Here is a 21,920-nt window from a genome sequence, read left to right as displayed (position 1 = left end):
GATACCCAACATAGTTGCTATCCTGAATGACGGTTCAGGGTGGAGGTTCGCACACACTCGCGGACCGGCACCGACGATAAAAACGACAAGAGGATAGAAGAGCAATGAAGATCCGTTCTGTTCTTTCCGCGGCTGTACTGGCAGTGGCAACCACCTTTGCCGCCACTCAGTCGCTTGCACAGGAGAGGTTCACTCTCAGGCTGGCAGAAACCTGGGGGCCCAACTTCCCGATCTTTGGTGACACCAGCAAACGCATGGCCAAACTGGCCGAAGAAATGTCCGATGGCCGCCTGCGCATCCGCATCGACTCCGCCAACAAGCACAAGGCGCCGTTCGGCGTGTTCGACATGGTCAAGGCCGGTCAGTACGACCTGGGCCACTCCGCGTCCTACTACTGGAAAGGCAAGGTTCCCGAAACCCTGTTCTTCACCAGCATGCCCTTCGGCATGACCGCCATTGAGCAGTACGCCTGGTTCTACCACGGCGACGGCATGGATCTCATGCAGGAGGTGTATGAGCCGCATAACATGCTGTCGTTCCCGGGCGGTAACACCGGCATCCAGATGGGTGGTTGGTTCCGCAAGGAAATCAACTCACTGGAAGACCTGAAGGGTCTGAAGATGCGGATCCCGGGCTTTGCCGGGGAGGTCTTTGCCGAAGTGGGCGTCAGCCCGACCAATATTCCTCCGGGTGAGCTCTACACCGCGCTTGAACGCAACACCATCGACGCGGTTGAGTGGGTCGGTCCGGCACTGGATCTGCGCCTGGGTTTCCAGCAGATCGCCGACTATTACTACACCGGTTGGCACGAACCGGCAACCGAACTGCAGTTCCTGGTTAACAAGGACACCTGGGAAGAACTCCCGGCTGACCTGCAGGCCATCCTGAAGACAGCCATGCGCGTCTCCGCCTACGACATGCTGGTTCAGTCCCAGCACGCCAATGCGGAAGCCTGGGCTAACATCAAGGAAGAGTATCCGAACGTTCAGATCAAGAACTTCCCGGAAGACGTCTTTCAGGCCATGTACGACGCCAACAAGAAACTGCTCAAGGAAGCGGCCGGAAGGAACGAACTGGCAGCACGCATTGTTGAGTCACAGGAGAACTACCTGGACAAGACCCGTGCCTACACCGACATTTCTACCCGCGCCTACCTCAACACCATGGGCGAAGTCGAGTAAACTGTCGGCCGCTCGTGCATAAGGAGCCGGGATTGCTCTTGCAGTAATCCCGGCTTTCTTGTTTAAGCAACCGGAAAAATCGCCAGTCCGCTTGGCGGAGGATCAGCAATAATGCGGTGGATAATCAAACTGGATGAAGGCCTCGCACGCCTCTCCAGCCTGTGTGGCTGGGTGGCGTGCGTGGCCATGATCCTGATGGCGGCCAACGTTTTCTACGATGTGGTCGCCCGTTACGCCTTCAACGAAGTCTCAATCGGCCTGCAGGAAATGGAATGGCACCTGTATTCGGTGGTGTTCATGCTCGGCATTCCCTATGCCCTGCGTTCTGATGGCCATGTCCGGGTGGATGTTTTCTACACCAACTGGGGCCAGAAGACCAAAGCCATGGTGAACCTGATCGGAGCGCTTATCTTCATCATTCCGTTCGCCTACCTGATCGGCACCTATGGTTACGAATTCGCCCTGGATTCCTACAACATGGGCGAAGGTAGCGGCGACCCGGGGGGTCTGCCCAACCGGTGGATCATCAAGGCCGTCATTCCCCTGACCGCGTTCTTCATTGCCACCGCCGGCCTGAACATGGCGACCTTTGCCCTCCGTGTTCTCAGTGGCGAGAAAAGCTATGAAGTCGAGCACAGCGGGGAGGGTCTGGCATGATCGGTATGATTATGTTCGGGGCCGCCCTGGTCCTGCTGATGCTGGGTTTCCCGGTCGCCTTCACCTTTGGTGGCGTGGCCCTGTTCTTTGGCGTCTTTGCCGAAGGCATGGACCTGTTCGCTTTCATGCCGTTCCGCATCATGAGCGTGATGCAGAACAAGGTACTGATGGCCGTTCCCCTGTTTATCTTCATGGGCGTGGTCCTGCAGCGTACCAGGCTGGCAGAGCAACTGCTGACGTCCATGGGGCGCCTGTTTGGCGGCCTGCCCGGTGGCCTGGCCATTTCCACCATTCTGGTGGGTGCCCTGCTGGCCGCCTCAACCGGTGTGGTCGGGGCCAGCGTGGTGGCGATGGGCCTGATTTCCCTGCCGGTCATGCTCGCCCATAAATACGATAAGCGCCTGAGTACCGGTACTATCTGTGCCTCCGGTACGCTGGGCCAGATCGTGCCGCCGTCGATTATCCTGATCATCCTGGGTGATGTTCTCGGGCTGCCGGTGGGCGATCTGTTCAAGGCCGCCGTATGGCCGGGCGTGGTGCTGATCGGCCTGTACATCGCCTATATTCTGGTACTGACTCGCCTCAAGCCGGAAACGGCGCCGGCCATGCCCACCGACAACACCCGCTCCCGAAAACGCGAGATTGTCGATGCGCTGATCGCCATCATCCCGCCACTGGCGTTGATTGTGGTGGTCCTGGGTTCCATCTTCACCGGGATTGCCACCCCCACAGAATCCTCCGCTCTCGGCGGTGTGGGTGCGGTGGTTCTGGCCATCATCTACCGTCAGTTCTCCTTCCGCATGGTCTGGGACAGCGCCCGGGATACCGTCAAGGTCACTGCAATGGTGTTCGCCATCCTGATCGGTGCAACCGCCTTCTCCATGGTGTTCAGCTATACCGGTGGCGACTATCTGCTGGAAGACTGGCTGCACATGCTGCCGGGCGAGGAATGGGGCTTCATCATCCTGTCCATGCTGGTCATCCTGGTGCTGGGTTTCTTCATCGACTTCGTGGAGATTTCCTTCATCATCGTGCCGATCCTGGCGCCGGTCGCAGAGGCCATGGGCATCAACATGCTCTGGTTTGCCATCCTGATTGCCATGAACCTTCAGACCAGCTTCCTGACACCACCGTTCGGGTTCTCGCTGTTCTACCTCAAGGGCGTGGCACCACCGGAGGTCCGAACGATCGACATCTACAAGGGGATTATTCCGTTCATTCTGATCCAGATTCTGGTGCTGGCCAGCATCATTATTTTCCCGGAATGGTACGGCATGAGCTCCACTTACTGATGGCCTCCCTGCGGACCGGGCGCCCTGCCCGGTCCGTTCTCCCCCTCCCGGCTTTTATTAGCAATCTGACATTTCCCCATCGTTTTCTATACTGATGCACAGGCCCTGACTGCGGACCGGGCCCTGACGTAATCACATGAATAATGACAACAAATGACCGCACTCACTCAAGGGGTCGTAATGGACTACTACGATGCCATTATCGTCGGCGCCGGCCCGGCCGGTTCAACGCTCGCCAGAACGCTGGAATCGGCAGGGCGACAGGTGCTCATTATCGACAAAGCGCCTTTTCCACGGGACAGGACCTGTGCCGGGTGGATCACCCCCTCGGTGCTCGACAGCCTTGGAATTGACCCGGTCAGCTACAGTACCGGCCGCACCCTTCAACCCATCCGGCGTTTCCGCATAGGCATGATGGGTCAACAGTCGCCGGTGGAAAACGACCATCGGGCGGTGGTCAGCTATGGTATCCGCCGATGTGAATTCGACACCTTTCTGCTGGAACGGGTGACCTCGCAAAAGTGCCTGGCCACCCCGGTGGACAGTATCGTCCGGCGAAACGGTAACTGGGTGGTCAATGAACGGTGGCAGGCACCATTGCTGGTGGGAGCCGGCGGGCACTTCTGTCCGGTTGCCCGTCTGTTGGGCGAAGCGCCTGGCGGCCACGAAAGTGTCGTCGCCGCCAAAGAAGTGGAATTCGAAATGACCCGTGAACAGGCCCATGCCTGTGAAACCCGGGGTGACACGCCGGAACTCTGGTTCTGCCGGGACCTGAAAGGCTACGCCTGGGTATTCCGCAAAGGACGCTTCCTCAACATCGGGCTGGGGCGCGAAGACAGCCATCGCCTCACCGAACACCTGGAAGCCTTTGTCGCCAGCATGAAAGCCCATGGCCGTGTTCCGGAAGAGCTGCCGGGGCGTTTCAAGGGACACGCCTACCTGCTCTATGGTCACGCCCACCGGCCACTGGTGGACGACGGCGTCATGCTGATCGGGGATGCCGCCGGTCTTGCCTACACCCAGAGTGGCGAGGGCATTCGACCTGCCATTGAATCCGCTTTACTGGCGGCCGAAACCATCCTCCGGGCGTCGGACTGCTCGGCTACCGCCCTGCAACCCTACGGCGAGCGCATTGCGGATCGCTTTGGTCGCCGTGACGCTGGTATCGAGCCCCAATGGCAAGTGCCTCACTGGGTCAAGCAGTCCGTGGCCAGTGCCCTGATACGTTCGCAATGGTTTACCCGCAAGGTGATTACGGAAAAGTGGTTCCTGCATCAGGAGGTGCCGGCACTCACGCCTCTCACCTGAACGCAGAGAGGCCGGGCACAGGCCCGGCCTCTCTGGAAGCAACGCCCGAAGCGGGCGACTGATCCCGGGGATCAGAACTTGACGCGCATGCCGGCCAGGTAACCCATGTCGACGTCGTCTTCATCGGTATCGCCGATTTCAGCGAACAGGCGGACATTCTTGGCAGACGGGAACTTGTAGGTCACGTTGGCGTACCACTCAGTGATGTCTTCGCCTTCGTCCGGATCGGTGTTCACCATACCCAGGGCCAGATCAGTGGTGCTGGCCACTTCCAGGACGGTGGCAATGTTGTACTGCTTGGTTTCCGGCTCGATGTCACCGTCGTCTTCGTATTCGTCAGAGACGCTGTAGTCAGCCGCCAGGCTCATGAAGCCGAAGTCGTAGGAAGCACTGACACCGTAGGTATCCACGGAGTCACCACCGTCGGATTCCTGCAGGGTACGCTGCTGAAAAGCGGCGGCCAGGGTCAGGTCGGCCAGATCGGTGGAAACGAACACGTCGAAGTACTCATCACCCTCGCTGTCGGTGTCCTCGGCTTCCAGCTCATAGGATGCCACCAGATAGACGTTTTCCAGATCAACGTCGACACGCAGGGTGTCGTCACCGTCGGTGCCCTGGCGGTCGAACTGGTCCTCATCGGAATCCAGCTCAACAGACTCCTCGATACCGAACTCGTCAGACGCGAAGTTCTGCTTACCGAATGAGAAAGAGGCGACGCCGTACTTCATGCCCACATAGGCTTCTTCCAGCAGGTCCTCCTCGCCTTCGTCATCCTGGTTGGCGTAGTCCTTGAAACCGAAATCGACACGGCCGAAGGCGGTCAGATCGTTGTTCAGGTCATAGCTGACGTAGTTCTTCATCTCCAGGTCGTCGAAATCGACACCCAGGTTTTCATCCTCACCGACTTCCTGGCGCAGTTGCACCTGAAAGTCGCCATTCAGCTTGTAGGTAAAGCCGTCCTTTTCGTAAATGGTTGCAGCGCTGGCAGAACCCGCGGCTACAGAGGACACAGCAACAGCCAGAAGAAGCTTCTTCATTGGTTTCGACTCCACTAATCGATTGGTTTTATGGGTGTTATTCGCTGGAAAGGATCCAGTTCTTCCACTCGTTCCGAGTTTTCGGGTCGGCTTTCAAATACCAGTAGCGCAGCATTTGATTCACCAGTTCCTGATCCGGAGCCGCCGCGCCAGAAGGCTGGCCGGCCGACGCCTTCACATCAGTCGCAGCTCCGGCCACCGCCGGAGCCCGAAAGCCGCTTGTGGCAGCCGGTGACGAAGAGCGATTGAAGACTTCCACTTCCCGGAGGTAATCCCGGAACACCTGGAAACCCTCTTTCTCCAGCACCGCCACCTGATACCCCACCTCATCACCGCCAGCCGTTTGCAGACGCAGGTCCCGGGAGCGGTTGAACGCCTCCAGTTGCTGCCGGCTGCGGATCGTCGGCGCTGCCAGCGTCAGGGCCGAGTCCGATGCGTCGAAACGCACCACCAGGGCTTCGCTGGTTTCCGGGAAGGTCTCATCCTCCGATCGGCCCACCGACACGGTGCAGTCCACCACCAGTTGGTGAACGCCGTTGGCCAGCACCAACTCGGCTCCCGGCCCCAGGTTCCGCTCTTTGCCGTCGACAACGTGGGTGTCGAGACACTCTCCAAGGGTCAGCCGGACCTCGGCCATAACCGGGGCCGCAGCCACCGAAGCCGTCAGGCCGAAAGAAACAGCAAGGGTTTTCAGACAATGGGTCATCAGTGGTCTTACTCTCGTGGCGGACCGGAAACATCGGTTGATCCTGTTCCGGGCCCGCTCTGAATCTGGAAAAAAGCCGGGGAAACCCGGCATAAAAGTCTCGCTACTCACAACGCAACATGAGCTCAAAGCCGGTTCGCATGGCGTCAACGCCCCAAGCTTTGAAACTAAAATTTATAGGGTGCTCATTACGAGCAAATTACATAATTGCAAAGGTTTTGTTTCAGCTGAAAGACAGGCGGGAAAACCAGAACCAGGGCAACGCCTGGTCCTGGTTTCATGGGATCAATGTGCGCCCTGGCGCACTTCGTAGATGGTGGTGGTGCCGCTCACTTCGTTCCCCACCAGCAGGAGGGGATGCTCGCCCGGAGCCTGGGCGGCCGGGACAAAGAGAATGCTTTCCGGCCCCAGATCGCCTGCGGCATAGGCCGGTGCATTGCCATCGTCAATGCGATCCTCGATGTCGTAGGAGAAATCCCGATTGTTCACATAGTCGACGAACATCGACTGCCCGGGGCGGGAGATGTCGTAGATCATGATGCCCCCGGTGCGCTCCAGGCCGATGAAGGCGTAGGTGTGACCGCCAATGTGGCCCGTTTCGATGGCTTCGGGCTCCGGCCCTTTGGCGTCACTGCGGCTGTCACCGCTGTTCTCATCGTTGTCGTTATTGAAGTCATCCCCCAGACGGTCTGCGGTGATGGCCTCGAACTGGCTGCCACTGTCGAACACCTGCTCCCCGTCAGCGCTCCAGATACTGAAGCTCCGGGCACCGTAGGCCAGAGGTTCATCCAGTTCCCCATCGCGGTTCCGGTCCGCCGTCAGTGTGGTCAGCAGCCGGCCAACGCCCCGCTTGTCGGTGAAATCCGCCTGCCCGAAGAACCCGTTGTCGGCCAGGGGCGCATCGGCAAAGCGGATTTCTTCAACAAAGCCATCGTATGCCCGGGCGTCCCCTTCGTTGGCCATCAGGTAGTAGACTTCGCCGCCTACAGCGGCCGATGCAATGGTGTCCGGCTGGTACATACCCAGAACCGGCCAGTTGGCAATGTTCACGCCGTCGTCCTTGTCGGACACATCCAGTTCGTTGCCGGGCAGACTGTGATCCTTGGTGCCCAGGGCGATGATCCGGCGAACCCTCGCCTGCTCGATATCAATCACCGCAACGGCGTTGTTTTCCTGCAGGGTCACCCAGGCCTCAGCGCCATCCGGGGAGACGGCAATGTATTCCGGTTCGAGATCCTGGGCGACCGAGGAGGCGCCGTCGTGAAGGAAGGCCCGCAGACGGGTATCGCTGTCACCGGCTTCGGTGTCGCCGTCAAACCCCGTGGTCAGGGTAATGCGGTTGCCGGATACCGACGCCACCTGGTAGGGAATAGGGTCGCCTTCGCTGCTGGCAACGGTGAGCCACATGCCCGGATTGACCCGGTAGGCATCCTCCACCGTCAGGGTGGCCGGCTCCTGGTCTGAATAACCGGTGATCATCAATTCGGTGCGGCCGTAGTTACCAAACACCCGGACCTCTGCCGGGAGTTCATTGGCCCGGGTTCCGTCACGATTGAAGTCGGCAAAACCGATGGTGGTCACCACTGGTCGGCCTGGCTCAGAGGCATCGATCAGGCTGACCGAGCCTTCCGGATCGACACTGTAATCGGCATTGGGCTCTCCTTCGTTGGCGACCAGCAGGTGATGACCATCCGGGGTAAAAGTCAGCATATCGGGCAAGGCGCCCACCTCGGCCTGCCCGAGAAACGACAGATCGTCTGCCGAATAAATCTGGACCCGGCCGGTCTCCGTTTTCTCGCGGTTCTCCACGGCAACAGCAACACGCCCGCCGGCCACACTAACGCTATTGATGGCGCCGGCGTCACGCCAGTGGGCACTGGCCGCCAGCGTCGCCGTTTTCCGCGGGGCCCGCGGGTCTGACAGGTCCAGAACATCCAGCGCGCCCTGCTGGGCATTGACGACAAAGGCCTGCCGGGAATCCGGATCATAGGCGACGATCTCGGCGGCACTTTCATCAAATTCGTTGTCGTCGGAGGCATAGCGGCCAATCTGGACCAGAGAAATCCGGGCCGGTGAATCGCCGTCCATTGCCTGGCCGGCGGAATGGCTGGCGTTATTGCCGGCGCAGGCAGCCAGGCCAAGGGTGGCCGAAAGGATACTTGCCGTGAGCACGGCTTTACACAATTCCATGGACATCTCCCTGTTTCTGTCGTGTTTTGGTTGGTGACAGAAACTAGTGAGAAGCCATGACAAAGAAGGGTCAGAAAGAAGACAGTTTCAAGGCAGGACTGTTACAAAAACGGCGACCCGAAGGTCGCCGCTCTATTCACACGCTTACACGCCGGGATTATTCACCCAGGTAGCTGCGGTACATCCACACGGTTTTTTCCTGCTCGGTGATGTAGTCGCTCATCAGCGAGGCGGTGCCTTCGTCCTCGGCATCACCGGCCAGGTTCAGCAGTTGGCGCTGTTTGGCAATCAGCTTGCCCATGCTCTCCACAATGTCACCAACGGCTTCTTTACCATCGGACACGTCCTTGCGCTCAGGCACTTCGGATTTCTCCATGTACGTGCTGTAGGCGTGCGCCGGACGATGCCCAAGGGTCAGAACCCGCTCGGCGATCTCGTCGATTTTCAGCAGCAGATCATCGTACAGCTCCTCGAACTTCGCGTGCAGTTCAAAGAAGTTGTCGCCCTTGATGTTCCAGTGGTAGCCACGGACGTTCATGTAAAAGATCTGGTAGTTCGACAGCAGGTTGTTCAGTGCGTCTGCCAGATTCTGAGTTTTCTCGGTATCGAGGCCGATGAAGTTCTTACCCATGTTGAACCTCCTGATTCGTTGCTGGGTTTTACTCTGGTTTTAACTATAAACTGCAAGGTTTCAATACCCCAGTTTAATCACTCAATTCCGCTTATAGATCCAGCTTATGACTGCCACGGGCAGCTCATAGCAATCACCTATCAAAAGCCATCAAACATTTTATTTGGAAACAATTATCGTTTGCCCTTAAATACAAGCATACACCTGTGATTTGCGGAGCCCGTCATGAGCACACTGAAACTGTTTGTCCACAACCATGGCACGAAGGGTGACCAGTCGTTACTGAAGACCATGACCTTCGCCATTACCCACTTTACGGTGGCCTTCACGGTGGCTTACATCCTGACCGGCGATATCCTGATCGGCAGTCTGATCGCTATGGTCGAACCGGCCATTAACACCGTTGCCTACTTCTTCCATGAAAAGATATGGGCCCGGCACCAGAGAAATACAACCGGGGGCGCGGGCCATTTGCCGCCCGGCGCCCACCAGACTGTCTGATCAAAGGCAACAGCGCCCGGGCTCAGGTGCCCGGGCCACATTCCATACAGTCCTCTCCCGCGCCCGGCCCCATGTTGAGCTTGCCGTTCAGATCCTTCAGCGCTGTGCGCACGCCCTCCTCGATGACCGGATGATAGAACGGCATGGCCAGCATTTCGGCCACATTCATCCGCTGCTCGATCGACCAGGCCAGCAGATGGGCGATGTGCTCGGCCGCCGGCCCGAACATTTCCGCCCCCATGAATCGGCCGGAGCCATGCTCGCCATAAACCCTCAGCAATCCCCGGTTTCGGCCGATGACCCGGCTGCGGCCCTGGTTTTCAAAGCTCACCTCACCCACAGCGAAACAGCCTTTGCAGGCATCCGACACCTGGTCCAGGGTCAGACCAACCCGGGCAATCTGGGGATCGGTGAACACCACGGATAACGGGGTCTTGCGCAGTCCGGCCTTAACCTCCGGCCAACTGGCCGCATTGTCCCCGGCAATGCGGCCTTCGTCTGCGGCCTCATGCAACAGGGGGCGGTCATTGTCGACGTCACCGGCGACAAAGATATGGCTCTCGCCACAACGCAGGGTGTAAGGATCGAACACGGGCATCCCCCGGTCGTCCAGATCAATCCCGGCATTCTGGATATCAAGCTGATCCACGTTAGGGCGACGGCCCGTTGCCGCCAGCAGGTAATCAAAGGTTTCCCGGGCCTGCCGGCCATCAACGCTGTAAGCGATCTCAACGCCGTCATCCGTTCGGCGAACCTCACTGACCTCCGCCCCCGGTTCCAGCGGGAATTCCGAGCGGAAGGTCGCCAGTGCGTAATCCCGGATGCGCCCGTCCTGGATCGAGCCCAGTGAGCCACCCCGTCCGAAAACCCGCACACGGACGCCGAGCCGGCTCAGCGCCTGGCCAAGCTCCAGCCCGATCACCCCGGGGCCGAAGACCGCCACAGAATCGGGCAGATCCTCCCAGTCAAACAGGTTGTCGTTGACCACCAGACGATCCTTTGCCCCCTTGAGCTGGCCGGGGATGGCCGGGCGTGAGCCGGTGGCGATGACAATACGTTCCGCCGTGACTTCGGTGTGATCCCCCACCACCAGGCGGTGAGCATCCAGAAAACGGGCGTGCCCCATCAGCCGATGGGCCTCGGGCAGGGACTGCATGGAACGGACCACAGGCTCCACGAACCGGTCCCGTTCATTGCGTACCCGCTCCATGACCCGGCGGCCGTCGATGGAAACTCCACCCGGGGCGACCCCGAAGAGTTCGGCATGGGCCATCTCGTGGGCCCGGTCTGCCGCGGCGATCAACAACTTGCTGGGCATACAGCCTACCCGGGCACAGGTGGTGCCATACTGGTTGCCCTCGATCAGCACAACCCGGTCGGTGACCCGGCTGACCTGCCGGTAGGCCACCATGCCAGCTGTTCCGGCACCGATAACGGCAACATCCACCTCGCGCTTGTTCATAGCTCTCCCCTGGCATCAAAACTGGCGTCTTTCCGGTAGATTACGGGATCAGTATAGAAACCCGATGGCATTATGACAGGTGCAATTCCGGAAAATTGCCCTTATGCTTGCGCCATATCACATCGTGGACATCACCGGGGGAAGACAAACTGTGCAGACGTATTGGCTGGAATTCGCAACGGTGGCTCTGGTTCATCTGCTGGCCGTTGCCAGCCCGGGACCGGACTTTGCGGTGATGCTTCGCCAGGCTCTGACCCAGGCCCGCCGCAATGCCATGCTCACCGCCGTGGGAATTGGTCTGGCCATCCTGGTGCATGTGGCCTATTCACTGCTCGGAATTGGCCTGATTATCCAGCAGTCCATCCTGCTGTTTACCGTCCTGAAAGTGGTCGGTGCCGTCTATCTGTTGTGGATTGCCTGGCACTGCCTGCGCGCGAAGGCCGGCGGCCTGCACGTGGATACCACCAAACGGGAGTACCAGAGCGGCTGGTCGGCGTTCCGGCTTGGTTTTCTGACCAACGCGCTCAATCCCAAGGCCACCCTGTTCTTCGTGTCGCTGTTCTCGGTTGTGATTGATCCACAGACACCGGTGCTGCTGCAGGCAGCCTATGGCCTCTATATGGCTCTGGCCACCGGCCTCTGGTTTGCCATGGTCGCCCTGTTTTTCACCCACCCCAGGGTACGCCGTGGTTTCAACCGTTTCGGACACTGGCTGGACCGGGTGATGGGCGGCATCCTGCTCCTGCTGGCCGGGCAGCTTCTGCTGTCTACAGTGAGCGGATCAGAGCCTCCGTCTGTTCCCAGCCCAGGCACGGATCGGTAAGCGAGCAACCATAGATCAGCTCGTCGCTGTCATCCTGGCGCCCGAAGACCAGGAAGCTCTCCAGCATGAGTCCCCGGATGGCGTCGTTGCCCGCCCGTCTCTGGGCCATGACATCCCGGGCAATCTCCATCTGCCGTTCTGCCTGTTTGCGGGCATTGTCGTGACTGCAGTCCACCATCACCGCCCGGTTCACGCCGGCCAGTTCCAGCTCTTCCAGAGCCCGGGCGATGCTCAGCTCGTCGTAGTTGGTCATGCCCCGGCCGCCGCGCAGCACCAGATGGGTATCCGGATTGCCCGGTGTGGAGATCATCGCCGGTGAGCCACAATGGGAAATGCCCATGTGGTGATGGGGATGGGCTCCGGACTTCATGGCATTGATGGCCACGGCAGTGCCACCATCGGTGCCGTTCTTGAAGCCCACGGGCATGGGCAGGCCACTGACCATTTCCCGGTGGATCTGGGACTCGGTGGTGCGGGCCCCGATCGCCGTCCAGCTCACCAGGTCGCCCAGGTAATCCATCATGAACGGGCTCAGTGCTTCGGTTGCCACCGGCAGACCCAGATCGGTCAGCGCCAGGAGCAACCGGCGGGATCGTTCCAGCCCCAGTTTCAGATTGCCGTCACCGGTGCGTTCGGGATCGTAAAGCAAACCTTTCCAACCCACCGTGGTGCGCGGCTTCTCCAGATAGGCGCGCATGACAATCAGGAAACGGTCGCTGACCTCATCCGCCAACGCCTTTAACCGGCGGGCGTAATCCAGGGCTGCGTCCTCATCATGAATCGAGCAGGGGCCCATCACAATCAGCACCCTGTCATCCTCGCCGTGGAGCACCTGGCGAACCTGCTCACGATACCCGGCGATCCGGCGAGTCGCCGCCTCGCTTACCGGAAACTGCGCCCGAAGCTCCAGAGCCGTGGGCAGTCGGGTTTCCTGGCGGTTCTGGCAACGGCTCAGTTGCTGCGAGTCCAGAGTTTCAGCGCTCAGTGGCATGTTCATGTCTTGCTTCCTGTTTCCCTGTGTCAGAATCAAAAAAGCCCCGGCTGGGCTACCAGTCGGGGCTTTCTGAGTCCGGTGGCAGCCTGGGTTGCTTGCCGGGCTGCCTTCCTCGTTGTGTTCGGTCGATGAAGTTCCTATGGGCGGCCCGGGCTCTGGCTAAAATAAAAGCCATAACCAAACCACCAGAAAAACACAGCAGAACCTGCGGCCTTCAGCTCTTGGCCGAAAGCTTTCAGAACATTCAATTGACAGGCTGCGTTTAAGGTCTTCATGCTTTCCACTATATACCCGTGGTTTTAAGTTTGGCAACACCTGTTACCGGGAATTCCTGTTTGCCGCCCCTATTCCACTCCGGAGGCCCTGATGAATCCTGCTGCCCTTCTCCGCTCACGCCTGTCGGCCGTGACTCTCTGGCTGCTGCTGTTACCAGCACTGATTGCCACATCCAACCTGGCCCACGCCGAAACCCGGGTTTTCGAACTCAGCAATCGCCCGGCGGAAGACGTGGCCGGACAGATACGCCCACTCTACCAGCAGGATGGGGTTGTCCTGACCTCTCAGGGGCAGCAACTGGTGGTCCGTGGCGAGCCCCGGTTGCTGGAGGAAATCGGCATGCTGGTAAACTCGTTCGATGTGCCACCGGTGCAGATGCGGGTGACCGTGCGCTACCGTCAGGACATCGGTGGCAAGCGTTCCGGCGGTGGCGTTTCCATGAACAATGGCGCCGCCAGTGCCAATGTGCAGAGCAAGACTATCAGCACAACGTCGAGCCGCCAAAGGCAGTTGGTGGTGCAGGACGGTCAATCGGCCCATATCACTTCTGGCACTGTCCGCACCCTGCCCTTTGCCGTTAAAGGCGGGCGTAACCCTGCGGCCATCCTGCAACAGGTCTCAACCCGCAGCGGCTTTGTGGTCAGCCCCCGGGCCCTGTCGAATCAGGCAGTAGAACTGACCATTGTATCCTTCGAAGAAGATCCGGCCGCCATTGAGGGTTATGAAACTGAAGCCCTGATGACCATCCGCCAGGTAGAACCGGGACAATGGGTGCCACTGGGTGGAACAAAAACGGAAATGACCGGCCAGCAGGAGGGCATCACCTACCGCGTGACCGGCAAGCGTTCAGAAAACATGGCGGTGGAAGTGAAGGTGGACGTACTGCCCTGATCAACCGCCCCGCCGGCCGATCAGAATATCCCGGGCCTCATTCAGTCGGGCGGCCAGATAATCATTGCCGCCCCGGTCCGGATGCAGTTTTAGCATCAGTTTACGGTGCGCCGCCATCACCTCCTCACGACTGCATCCCGGCGCCACCCCGAGTACGGCACAGGCTTCCTGCTCATCCATGGCGCCGCCACTGCCCCCGGCACTCTTATCCTGGCGCTGTTCATGGTCGCTCGCAGTATTCTGCCCCAGCCACTGGCGAATGGTCGGGAGATGCTTCAGCAATGTCGGCAGTTTCCGCAATAACGGTACCAGCGCCGCCAGCCCGGCAGTGATGACGTGGACCCGTCCGGTCAGCACCATGAACAGCAGAAGCGCACCGGCGACGATCAGGGCGACTTTCCAGATCGCCCCTTTACGGCGCTCCGGGCTCAGGGCGCCCCATTTTTTCAGCACAACAAACACCGCCAGTGCCAGGGCCAGGCCCAGAATCAGTTGCATAAAACCCATCCGATTATTACGCCCACTAGTCCGATAACGAACCGCTATCGTAAATGAGACGCAGTATTTATACTGTCTTTTCTCCGTCAACGGGTGACAAAGGCAAACAGCTTTTGTAGCATCCTATTCTTAAACTTGAACTGACATTCTATTAATAGACCCTGTCTTTGTCGCCACCGTCTGATTGTCATCTAATGATGTCAGCCTTCCTTATCGTGGCGACTGTATCGTCATCAGGAACCCCAGCTCCAGGAACAGACTTATGCGCACTGCTTCCCGCTTCGTTATCGTGATCATTTTCCTCGGCCTCGTGCTGGGTGGAATCTTTGGCTACAAGTTCTACCAGTTCGGCCAGATGGAAAAACAGCTCTCACAACCCCAACCACCGGCCCAGATCTCGGCTACCGACGCGATCACCGAGAAATGGAAGCCCACCATCAAGGCGGTGGGCAGCATCGAAGCCATCAATGGTATTGAGGTCGCCAACGAAGTACCGGGCGTAATTGAGTCCATCAGTTTCGAATCCGGCGACACCGTCAGCAAGGGCGACGTGCTGGTACGCCTGGATGCAGACGTCGACAAGGCCGCCCTGCGCACCAGCCGTGCCGAACTGGAACTGGCCCAGCAGGAATTCCGGAGAGTCTCGGACCTGCTGCCGAAGCGTGCCATCTCCCAGTCCCAGTATGACGAAGCCAAGGCCAATTTTGATGTCGCCAAGGCGGGTGTCAACGAGGCTGAAGCACAGCTTAACAAGAAAGTGATCCGGGCACCGTTCGACGGCACCCTCGGTATCCGTATGGTCGACCAGGGCGAGTACATCGCCACCGGCACGCCGATCGTTGAAATCAACATGCTGGATCCGATCTACGTGGACTACACCCTGTCTGAAAAATACCTGCCGCAGATCGCCCGCGGCTATCCGGTCAGTGTGACCGTGGCTGCGGTGCCGGACCAGACCTTTGAAGGGGAGATCAGCGCCATCAACACCTCGGTCAACCCGGAAACCCGGACCGTTCGGGTGCGGGCAACCCTGGACAACGAAGGCAAGCTGCTCAAGCCGGGCATGTTCGCCACTATCCAGACTGGCGAGCCGAGGGACAACGAAGTAGTCACCCTTCCCAGAACCGCCATTTCCTACAACACCTACGGCGACTTCGTCTTTGTGGTTGAAAACAACGACAACGATGAGCTGGTGGTTAAACGCCGCACTGTGGTGACCGGCGATACCCGTGACGGCCGCGTTGCCATCGTGTCCGGTCTGAAAGAGGGCGAAACCGTGGTTTCCAAGGCTCTGCTGAGACTGCGTGCCGGCCAGCGGGTAGAGGTCACCGAAACCGTAGGGGAAGCACAGGAGGCGTCTGAATAATGCGATTTACCGACATATTCGTTCATCGCCCCGTGCTTGCCACGGTGGTGAGCCTGCTGATCTTTCTGATCGGCGCCCGGGCAGCGATGGAGATGGAAATCCGGCAGTATCCGCAGCTGGAGAGCACCACAGTCACCGTCACAACGGCCTACCCTGGCGCCAGCTCGGACCTGATCAAGGGCTTCATTACTCAGCCGCTGCAGCAGGCCATCGCCGAGGCCAGTGGCATCGACTACCTGACTTCCACCAGTTCCCAGGGCTCTTCCACCATTGAAGCCAAGATGGAACTGAACTATGACGCCAACGCCGCCCTGGCCGAGATCCAGGCCAAGGTAGCCAGTCAGCGCAACGTACTGCCCGCGGAGTCGGAAGACCCCGTTATCACCTCGACTACCGGTGACAGCACCGCGCTGATGTACATTGCCTTCTACAGTGAAGAGCTGGGCGTACCTCAGATCACCGACTACCTGACCCGCGTGGTCCAGCCCAAGCTGCAGGCACTGGCCGGCGTGGGTAAAGCCGAACTGCTTGGGCGCAAGTTCGCCCTGCGGGTCTGGCTGGACCCGGAACGGCTCGCCGCCGTGGATATGACCCCCACGGAAGTGGCAGCAAAACTGCGCGCCAATAACTATCAGGCCGCCGTGGGTAACACCAAGGGCCAGTACGTCGAAGTGGCCATGACCAGTGATACCGACGTGGCGGACCCCGACCAGTTCGGCAACCTGATCGTCAAAAACCAGGATGGCACCCAAATCCGCCTGCAGGACATTGCCAACGTCGAGCTCGGCTCCGAGACCTACGACTCACTGGCCCTGTATAAGGGGCAGCCTGCTACCTATGTCGCGATTGAAATGGCCCCCGGGGCCAACCCTCTTACGGTTGCAGGACTGGTGAAAGACACGCTGCCGGAGATCGAAAGCCAGTTGCCGTCAGGCATGAATGTACGCCTTGCCTACGACGCCTCCGACTTCATCGATGACTCCATCAACGAGGTTATCAAGACTCTCGTTGAGGCTATGATTATCGTACTGGTGGTGGTGTTCCTGTGCCTGGGTTCTATCCGTGCCTCGGTGGTGCCGTCCATTGCCGTACCCCTGTCACTGGTGGGCGGCGCCTTCATCATGCTGATGTTCGGCTTCTCGCTGAACCTGCTGACGCTGCTGTCCATGGTGCTGGCCATCGGCCTGGTGGTGGATGACGCCATCATCATGGTGGAGAACGTGCACCGGCACATTGAGGATGGTGAGACCAAGTTCGAAGCGGCGCTTCATGGCGCCCGAGAGATGGCGACCCCCATTATCGCCATGACCACCACGCTGGTGGCCGTGTATGCGCCCATCGGCTTCATGGGCGGCCTGATTGGCTCCCTGTTCACCGAGTTCGCCTTTACCCTGGCGGGCACCGTTGTGATCTCAGGCATCGTGGCCCTGACCCTGTCGCCCATGCTCTCGGGCATGGTGCTCAAACCGCACGGTAATCCGGGCCGCTTCGAGCAGGTGGTGGAACGTACCTTCTCCGGCCTGTCTTCCGGCTACAAGTCAGCCCTGTCCTCACTGATGCAGACCAAATCCGTGGTGATTTTCTTCGCGGTGGTCGTGCTGGCCTCTATCTACTTCATGGTCAGCATGAGTGAGAACGAACTGGCACCGACCGAGGACCAGGGCATCCTGTTCTACCAGGGACTTGGGCCACAGACGTCCACCCTGGAATACCTGCAGGAACATGGGGATGAGGTCCAGAACCGCATGTCCGACATTCCCGGCTACAGCGAAGACTTCATGATTCTGGGGATCACCGGCCCGAACGCCGTCTTCGGCGGCTTCAAGCTGAAGCCCTGGAGTGAGCGGGAAGTAACCCAGTTCGACGTCCAGCCGCAACTGGACGGCGAGCTGAAGAAAGTGACCGGCCTGCAGACCGCGGTATTTGCGCCGCCGGCCCTGCCGGGTTCCGGTGGCGGCCTGCCGTTCCAGTTTGTGGTCACCACCGGTGGCAGCTATGAACAACTGGACCAGGTGGCCGATGAAATGGTGGGCAAAGCCATGGCCAGCGGTAACTTTATGTTCCTGCAGAAGTCCATCAACTTCGACCGGCCAGTCACCCGCATCCACGTGGACCGTGACCGGGTGGCCGATCTGGGACTGTCCATGCAGGATGTAGGGCAATCACTGTCCAGCATGCTGGGCGGCGGCTACATCAACCGCTTCAGCATGGAAGGCCGTTCCTATCAGGTCATCCCGCAGGTAGACCAGAAGTTCCGGCTGGACGAGCAGGCCCTGAACGATTACTACATCCGCGCGGACAGCGGTGAGTTGATATCCCTGGCCAGCGTGGTGAGCTTCAGGAAGGATGTTGAACCGTCCAACCGTACCCAGTTCAACCAGCTCAACTCCCTGACCATCCAGGGCGTGCCCATGCCGGGTGTGGCCATGGGTACGGCCATGGACTTCATGGAGCAGGCCGCGGACGACGCCTTCCCGCAGGGCTTCAGCTACGACTACACCGGCCAGACCCGGCAGTTGGCCAATCAGGGCAGCGCCCTGATGGTGACCTTCTTCCTGTCACTGCTGGTCATCTACCTGGTGCTGGCTGCCCAGTTTGAGAGCTGGCGCGACCCGTTCATCATTCTGGTGTCGGTGCCCATGTCTGTCGCCGGGGCTATGGCCTTCATTGTGCTTGGCTTCGCCACCATGAACATCTACACCCAGGTGGGCCTGATCACACTGATCGGGGTGGTTTCGAAAAACGGTATCCTGATCGTGGAATTTGCCAACCAGTTGCAGAAGCAGCAGGGCATGAACAAGATCGAAGCCGTGATCGAGGCAGCCGCCATCCGGCTGCGCCCGATCATCATGACCTCCCTGGCACTGATCTTTGCCATGGTACCGTTGCTGATCGCCATTGGCCCGGGCGCCGAAAGCCGGTTCGCCATCGGCCTGACCATCAGTGCCGGTCTGGGGATTGGTACCCTGTTCACGATCTTCGTGCTGCCAGCCTTCTACATCCTGCTGGCCAGGGAGCATAACGATCCGGACAATGACTCATCCTCAGAGGATCAGGCGCCGACCGGAGCCACTCCGGCCAACAGCCACTGACCTTCGGGCCAGTAACAAAAAAGCCCGTCAGGAGTACCTGACGGGCTTTTTTTATGTCCGGGGAAAAACACCCGGCGTTTATCAACTCAGGCGTTAGCAGCCACCGCAGACGCTGCTTCCCGGTGGCTGGCCTCCCGCGCCTGCAGCGCCCGACGCCATTGTACGGTTTCACTGGGCAGTTCACCGAAGTGTTCACGATAAAGCGCCGCAAAACGGCCAAGGTGGGAGAAGCCCTCATCCGCCGCGTACCAGGAAATGTGTGGAACATCGCAGGTGCAGTCCACCAGGCGACGACGAACCCGGATCAGCCGACAGCGCTGATAGAAGCGATACGGCGTCAGCCCGGTTTCCCGTTTCATCAGGTAGTAGAGGTTGCGCTCGCTGACCCCGGAATGACTGGCCAGTTCACGTAGATTGAACGCCCACTCGGGCTCATTCCGGATCTTCTCAATGACCCGAACCAGACGACGGTCCAGTTCCGGCGACAGACTCACCTCCCCATCACCGCCGGCGTTCAGCGCCATCTCCAGCTGGGAAAACAGGGCTTCGGCCCGACGACAGGCATCGCGATGATCCCGGAAATAGTCCGATAGAAACAGGAAACGGTGAACCTCTGCTGCCAGTGCCTCGGACAGTTGCCGATCCGGCCAGCGGGGAATGTCCCCATTGACTGGCAATACCAGAATCAACGTTGTGGCCTCTCCGGCGCGCAAGACAAACTCTCGTTCTGCAGGAATCATCGCCAGGGGGAAAACGGGCAATTGGGCACCGCCGCCAAGGGTAACATCACAGCGGCCCTGCACCGGAATAACGAGCAAAGCCGTCGGCAGACGGCAGGCAGTGAGGGTCATATCCTGGGTGGTGGTCAATACCGAGACGGTGCCGGCTTCGGCATGGAGCGCCGACAGGGACCCTACAACCGACTGGCTCCGGTCGACTTCGCAGTCGATGGCCTGGCACCCCAGCAAATCCCGGATCGCGTGTAACCATTCTCCGGAGGCGGCCTGATTCAGCCGCAGGTAGGCATCCAGTTCCATTTTTGCATCCTGGTGGCGCATAAGGGCTTATATGAAAAGTGAGTGATCGGGCCTTTTTAAGGCACTCACGCTTCAGGCCCTAGCCAAATTTTGCAAAACGCTCAAAAACTGGACAGCATTTCATTTTTTCTTGACGCCTATCAAGCAGGGGTACGGTTGCTGGAAGGCTCCGCGTCCGCCAGGGAAAGGCCTGCCAGTGGAGACGGCCGGGCCATCAGATAGCCCTGCCCCCGGTGGCAGTTGAGTTCCTGTAACCGGCTCTTCTGCAGTTCGGTTTCGATCCCCTCCGCTATTACCTCCAGATCCAGGGCATCGGCAATGGCCAGGATCGCAGCGACGATTCGGGAATCCCGCCGATCCGGCCCCAGCCGGCTGACAAACTGACGATCAATCTTGAGCACGTGGACCGGCAAAGTCTGGAGGTATGCCAGCGACGAATAGCCAGTGCCAAAATCATCCACCGCCACTGTGACGCCCTTGTCGCCAAAGGCCCTGAGTTGTTCCAGGCTGCGCCTGGACAGATTCATCAGATGGGTTTCGGTGATTTCCAGTTCGGGTAGCCAACCAGCCTGACGGGTGGCCTCAAAGAAAGGGTCCAGCAGGTGTTCAAGACGGCTGTCGGCAATCTGGCGGGCCGAGATATTGATCGCCAGCCGCTGATCACCCTTGCCAATGAACGTATCGGAGTCCAGGTCCCGACGAATGCAACGGACCAGTTGCTCCGTCAGCTCATGAATGACGCCACGCTGCTCCGCCAGCGGTACAAATTCGGCCGGTGAAACCGCCCCAAACTCCGGATGCTGCCACCGCAACAGTGCCTCCAGGCCCACCAGTCGGCCGCTGTCGAGGTCATACTGCGGCTGATACACCACGGAGAATTCCTCGGGTGAAACCTTGAGCGACGCCACCAGCGATTCAGAGATCCGGCGCTTGTGTTGCCCGTGCTCGCTCTCCTCCGCACTGTAGACGCGGTAACAGGCCCGCCCCGCCATCTTGGCGCTGTACATGGCCCGGTCCGCTTTCAGCAGCAGATCACCGGCAGTCTCCGCGTGTCTCGGAAAAATCGCCGCCCCGACCGATGCTGACAGGAAATACTCATGCTCACCGACCACAACTGGCCCCTGGAAAACACTGTTCATGCGACGACACACCGGCTCCAGTTCCGCCTCTTCCCGTAACTCGATGATGGCGGCAAACTCATCGCCAGACAGCCGGGCAACCACATCGCCTTTGCGGAGCACGCCCTGGATGCAGGCCGCCGCCTGCTGTAACACCCGATCACCACTGTCATGGCCATGCAGGTCATTGACCGACTTGAAAAAATCGAGATCTATATACAGAACCGCAAAAAGATTCTGCACCGATTTACGCTGGCTGGCCCGCGCCTTCAGAAATTCCTGGAACAGGGTCCGGTTGGGCAGTTCCGTCAGGGGATCGTAATAGGCCATCGCGGCCAGGCGTTCATCATTGGCGGTGAGTTCGCCCACGTCCATGAAAACACCAACATAGAAGGCCCGAGCACCACAATGGACCGTGTAGATGGTCAGCCACTGGGGATAGTTTTCTCCGCTTTTACGGCGGTTCCAGATCAAGCCTTCCCAGCGTCCGGAGTGTTCAAGGCGCTGCCACATGTTCTGGTAGAAATCCGCGGAGTGCATGCCCGAGCTGAGGATCGCTGGTGTTTTCCCGATCACCTCGTCCGCCCGGTAACCGGTCAGGGATCGGAACCGGTGATTCACATAGGTGATGTGGGCGTCCATCGTGGACAACAGAATCGCCTTGGGGTGATTGTCCACAAGCGCTCTGAAATCCTGATCCTCCAATACGTGCATACGACCCGCCTTCCCTGATGATATTCGCGATTTTTGTACACCAGCATATGCGTTAACCGGACAGGACCTATCCATATATTGCAGAAAGTACCACCGGTTTGACGAAAGTCGCCGCAAACCAGGCGTGGCCCCACCAGAATTGCAGA

General features: G+C 59.3%; 18 protein-coding genes. 9 read left to right on the top strand and 9 right to left on the bottom strand.

Going from position 1 to position 21,920, the window contains the following annotated elements:
- Positions 1 to 104: 104 nt before the first annotated feature.
- The 4 genes from HNR38_RS01365 (at position 105) to HNR38_RS01350 (ending at position 4,438) form a co-directional block, all read left to right on the top strand.
- Positions 105 to 1,181 carry a TRAP transporter substrate-binding protein gene (locus tag HNR38_RS01365; RefSeq protein ID WP_183698999.1) on the top strand — a complete coding sequence of 359 codons (1,077 nt, stop codon included), beginning with the start codon at positions 105 to 107 and terminating at the stop codon, positions 1,179 to 1,181.
- Between the two features lie 111 nt (positions 1,182 to 1,292).
- The gene (locus tag HNR38_RS01360) at positions 1,293 to 1,838 is read left to right on the top strand and encodes a TRAP transporter small permease subunit (protein WP_183698996.1); all 546 of its coding nucleotides are present in this window, start codon (positions 1,293 to 1,295) and stop codon (positions 1,836 to 1,838) included.
- A complete protein-coding gene (locus HNR38_RS01355) occupies positions 1,835 to 3,130 on the top strand; it encodes a TRAP transporter large permease (RefSeq protein WP_183698994.1) in 1,296 nt (431 codons plus the stop codon). The genes HNR38_RS01360 and HNR38_RS01355 overlap by 4 nt, the downstream gene beginning before the upstream one ends.
- A gap of 180 nt (positions 3,131 to 3,310) precedes the next feature.
- Positions 3,311 to 4,438 (top strand): NAD(P)/FAD-dependent oxidoreductase, encoded by a 1,128-nt coding sequence (locus HNR38_RS01350; RefSeq protein ID WP_183698992.1) that lies wholly within the window; start codon positions 3,311 to 3,313, stop codon positions 4,436 to 4,438.
- 71 nt (positions 4,439 to 4,509) lie between these two features.
- Here the strand turns inward: HNR38_RS01350 and HNR38_RS01345 are convergent, their stop codons facing one another.
- From HNR38_RS01345 to HNR38_RS01330, 4 genes are all read right to left on the bottom strand, one after another.
- The gene (locus tag HNR38_RS01345) at positions 4,510 to 5,475 is read right to left on the bottom strand and encodes a porin (protein ID WP_183698990.1); all 966 of its coding nucleotides are present in this window, start codon (positions 5,473 to 5,475) and stop codon (positions 4,510 to 4,512) included.
- 37 nt (positions 5,476 to 5,512) lie between these two features.
- Positions 5,513 to 6,181: a DUF2057 domain-containing protein gene (locus HNR38_RS01340; protein ID WP_183698988.1), complete on the bottom strand. Its 669-nt coding sequence runs from the start codon at positions 6,179 to 6,181 to the stop codon at positions 5,513 to 5,515.
- Between the two features lie 285 nt (positions 6,182 to 6,466).
- Positions 6,467 to 8,371, bottom strand: coding sequence for a choice-of-anchor I family protein (locus HNR38_RS01335; protein ID WP_183698985.1), 1,905 nt, complete (start codon positions 8,369 to 8,371; stop codon positions 6,467 to 6,469).
- 157 nt (positions 8,372 to 8,528) lie between these two features.
- On the bottom strand, positions 8,529 to 9,002 hold the full coding sequence (locus tag HNR38_RS01330) for a Dps family protein (protein ID WP_183698983.1): 474 nt from the start codon (positions 9,000 to 9,002) through the stop codon (positions 8,529 to 8,531).
- Positions 9,003 to 9,227: 225 nt separating this feature from the next.
- Between HNR38_RS01330 and HNR38_RS01325 the strand changes: the two genes are divergently transcribed.
- On the top strand, positions 9,228 to 9,503 hold the full coding sequence (locus HNR38_RS01325; RefSeq protein WP_183698981.1) for a DUF2061 domain-containing protein: 276 nt from the start codon (positions 9,228 to 9,230) through the stop codon (positions 9,501 to 9,503).
- A gap of 22 nt (positions 9,504 to 9,525) precedes the next feature.
- On the opposite strand, the gene HNR38_RS01320 is transcribed toward HNR38_RS01325, so the two are convergent.
- Positions 9,526 to 10,965, bottom strand: coding sequence for a dihydrolipoyl dehydrogenase (locus tag HNR38_RS01320; protein WP_183698979.1), 1,440 nt, complete (start codon positions 10,963 to 10,965; stop codon positions 9,526 to 9,528).
- 103 nt (positions 10,966 to 11,068) lie between these two features.
- On the opposite strand from HNR38_RS01320, the gene HNR38_RS01315 reads away from it, so the two are divergent.
- The gene (locus HNR38_RS01315) at positions 11,069 to 11,788 is read left to right on the top strand and encodes a LysE family translocator (protein ID WP_221275611.1); all 720 of its coding nucleotides are present in this window, start codon (positions 11,069 to 11,071) and stop codon (positions 11,786 to 11,788) included.
- Here the strand turns inward: HNR38_RS01315 and HNR38_RS01310 are convergent.
- The gene (locus HNR38_RS01310) at positions 11,733 to 12,785 is read right to left on the bottom strand and encodes a 3-deoxy-7-phosphoheptulonate synthase (RefSeq protein WP_183698977.1); all 1,053 of its coding nucleotides are present in this window, start codon (positions 12,783 to 12,785) and stop codon (positions 11,733 to 11,735) included. The two genes, HNR38_RS01315 and HNR38_RS01310, sit on opposite strands and share 56 nt — an antisense overlap.
- Positions 12,786 to 13,148: 363 nt before the next feature.
- Between HNR38_RS01310 and HNR38_RS01305 the strand changes: the two genes are divergently transcribed.
- Positions 13,149 to 13,949, top strand: coding sequence for a secretin N-terminal domain-containing protein (locus HNR38_RS01305; protein ID WP_183698975.1), 801 nt, complete (start codon positions 13,149 to 13,151; stop codon positions 13,947 to 13,949).
- Here the strand turns inward: HNR38_RS01305 and HNR38_RS01300 are convergent, their stop codons facing one another.
- A complete protein-coding gene (locus HNR38_RS01300) occupies positions 13,950 to 14,447 on the bottom strand; it encodes a DnaJ domain-containing protein (RefSeq protein ID WP_183698973.1) in 498 nt (165 codons plus the stop codon).
- Positions 14,448 to 14,709: 262 nt separating this feature from the next.
- On the opposite strand from HNR38_RS01300, the gene HNR38_RS01295 reads away from it, so the two are divergent.
- Positions 14,710 to 15,813, top strand: a complete 1,104-nt coding sequence (locus tag HNR38_RS01295; RefSeq protein ID WP_183698971.1) for an efflux RND transporter periplasmic adaptor subunit — start codon at positions 14,710 to 14,712, stop codon at positions 15,811 to 15,813.
- On the top strand, positions 15,813 to 18,905 hold the full coding sequence (locus tag HNR38_RS01290; protein ID WP_183698969.1) for an efflux RND transporter permease subunit: 3,093 nt from the start codon (positions 15,813 to 15,815) through the stop codon (positions 18,903 to 18,905). The genes HNR38_RS01295 and HNR38_RS01290 overlap by 1 nt, the downstream gene beginning before the upstream one ends.
- Positions 18,906 to 18,991: 86 nt before the next feature.
- Here the strand turns inward: HNR38_RS01290 and HNR38_RS01285 are convergent, their stop codons facing one another.
- Together HNR38_RS01285 and HNR38_RS01280 are read right to left on the bottom strand one after the other, a co-directional pair.
- Entirely contained in the window at positions 18,992 to 19,942 is a 951-nt protein-coding gene (locus HNR38_RS01285; RefSeq protein ID WP_246362268.1) for an AraC family transcriptional regulator, read from the bottom strand.
- Positions 19,943 to 20,082: 140 nt separating this feature from the next.
- Positions 20,083 to 21,774, bottom strand: a complete 1,692-nt coding sequence (locus HNR38_RS01280) for a putative bifunctional diguanylate cyclase/phosphodiesterase (RefSeq protein ID WP_183698965.1) — start codon at positions 21,772 to 21,774, stop codon at positions 20,083 to 20,085.
- Positions 21,775 to 21,920: the final 146 nt, after the last annotated feature.

The organism is Marinobacter oulmenensis, assembly GCF_014201735.1.
Lineage (GTDB): Bacteria > Pseudomonadota > Gammaproteobacteria > Pseudomonadales > Oleiphilaceae > Marinobacter > Marinobacter oulmenensis.
Note: the sequence above shows the minus strand (reverse complement) of the source record. Positions and strands in the feature narration are given on the sequence as shown.

What these genes read in the sequence shown, in the direction of transcription:
- HNR38_RS01300 (WP_183698973.1), bottom strand. Translation starts at nt 14,447, where the DNA reads ATGCAACTGATTCTGGGCCTGGCCCTGGCACTGGCGGTGTTTGTTGTG.
- HNR38_RS01320 (WP_183698979.1), bottom strand. Translation starts at nt 10,965, where the DNA reads ATGAACAAGCGCGAGGTGGATGTTGCCGTTATCGGTGCCGGAACAGCT.
- HNR38_RS01280 (WP_183698965.1), bottom strand. Translation starts at nt 21,774, where the DNA reads ATGCACGTATTGGAGGATCAGGATTTCAGAGCGCTTGTGGACAATCAC.
- HNR38_RS01340 (WP_183698988.1), bottom strand. Translation starts at nt 6,181, where the DNA reads ATGACCCATTGTCTGAAAACCCTTGCTGTTTCTTTCGGCCTGACGGCT.
- HNR38_RS01365 (WP_183698999.1), top strand. Translation starts at nt 105, where the DNA reads ATGAAGATCCGTTCTGTTCTTTCCGCGGCTGTACTGGCAGTGGCAACC.
- HNR38_RS01295 (WP_183698971.1), top strand. Translation starts at nt 14,710, where the DNA reads ATGCGCACTGCTTCCCGCTTCGTTATCGTGATCATTTTCCTCGGCCTC.
- HNR38_RS01330 (WP_183698983.1), bottom strand. Translation starts at nt 9,002, where the DNA reads ATGGGTAAGAACTTCATCGGCCTCGATACCGAGAAAACTCAGAATCTG.
- HNR38_RS01325 (WP_183698981.1), top strand. Translation starts at nt 9,228, where the DNA reads ATGAGCACACTGAAACTGTTTGTCCACAACCATGGCACGAAGGGTGAC.
- HNR38_RS01310 (WP_183698977.1), bottom strand. Translation starts at nt 12,785, where the DNA reads ATGAACATGCCACTGAGCGCTGAAACTCTGGACTCGCAGCAACTGAGC.
- HNR38_RS01285 (WP_246362268.1), bottom strand. Translation starts at nt 19,942, where the DNA reads ATGGAACTGGATGCCTACCTGCGGCTGAATCAGGCCGCCTCCGGAGAA.
- HNR38_RS01335 (WP_183698985.1), bottom strand. Translation starts at nt 8,371, where the DNA reads ATGGAATTGTGTAAAGCCGTGCTCACGGCAAGTATCCTTTCGGCCACC.
- HNR38_RS01360 (WP_183698996.1), top strand. Translation starts at nt 1,293, where the DNA reads ATGCGGTGGATAATCAAACTGGATGAAGGCCTCGCACGCCTCTCCAGC.
- HNR38_RS01355 (WP_183698994.1), top strand. Translation starts at nt 1,835, where the DNA reads ATGATCGGTATGATTATGTTCGGGGCCGCCCTGGTCCTGCTGATGCTG.
- HNR38_RS01350 (WP_183698992.1), top strand. Translation starts at nt 3,311, where the DNA reads ATGGACTACTACGATGCCATTATCGTCGGCGCCGGCCCGGCCGGTTCA.
- HNR38_RS01315 (WP_221275611.1), top strand. Translation starts at nt 11,069, where the DNA reads ATGCTTGCGCCATATCACATCGTGGACATCACCGGGGGAAGACAAACT.
- HNR38_RS01290 (WP_183698969.1), top strand. Translation starts at nt 15,813, where the DNA reads ATGCGATTTACCGACATATTCGTTCATCGCCCCGTGCTTGCCACGGTG.
- HNR38_RS01305 (WP_183698975.1), top strand. Translation starts at nt 13,149, where the DNA reads ATGAATCCTGCTGCCCTTCTCCGCTCACGCCTGTCGGCCGTGACTCTC.
- HNR38_RS01345 (WP_183698990.1), bottom strand. Translation starts at nt 5,475, where the DNA reads ATGAAGAAGCTTCTTCTGGCTGTTGCTGTGTCCTCTGTAGCCGCGGGT.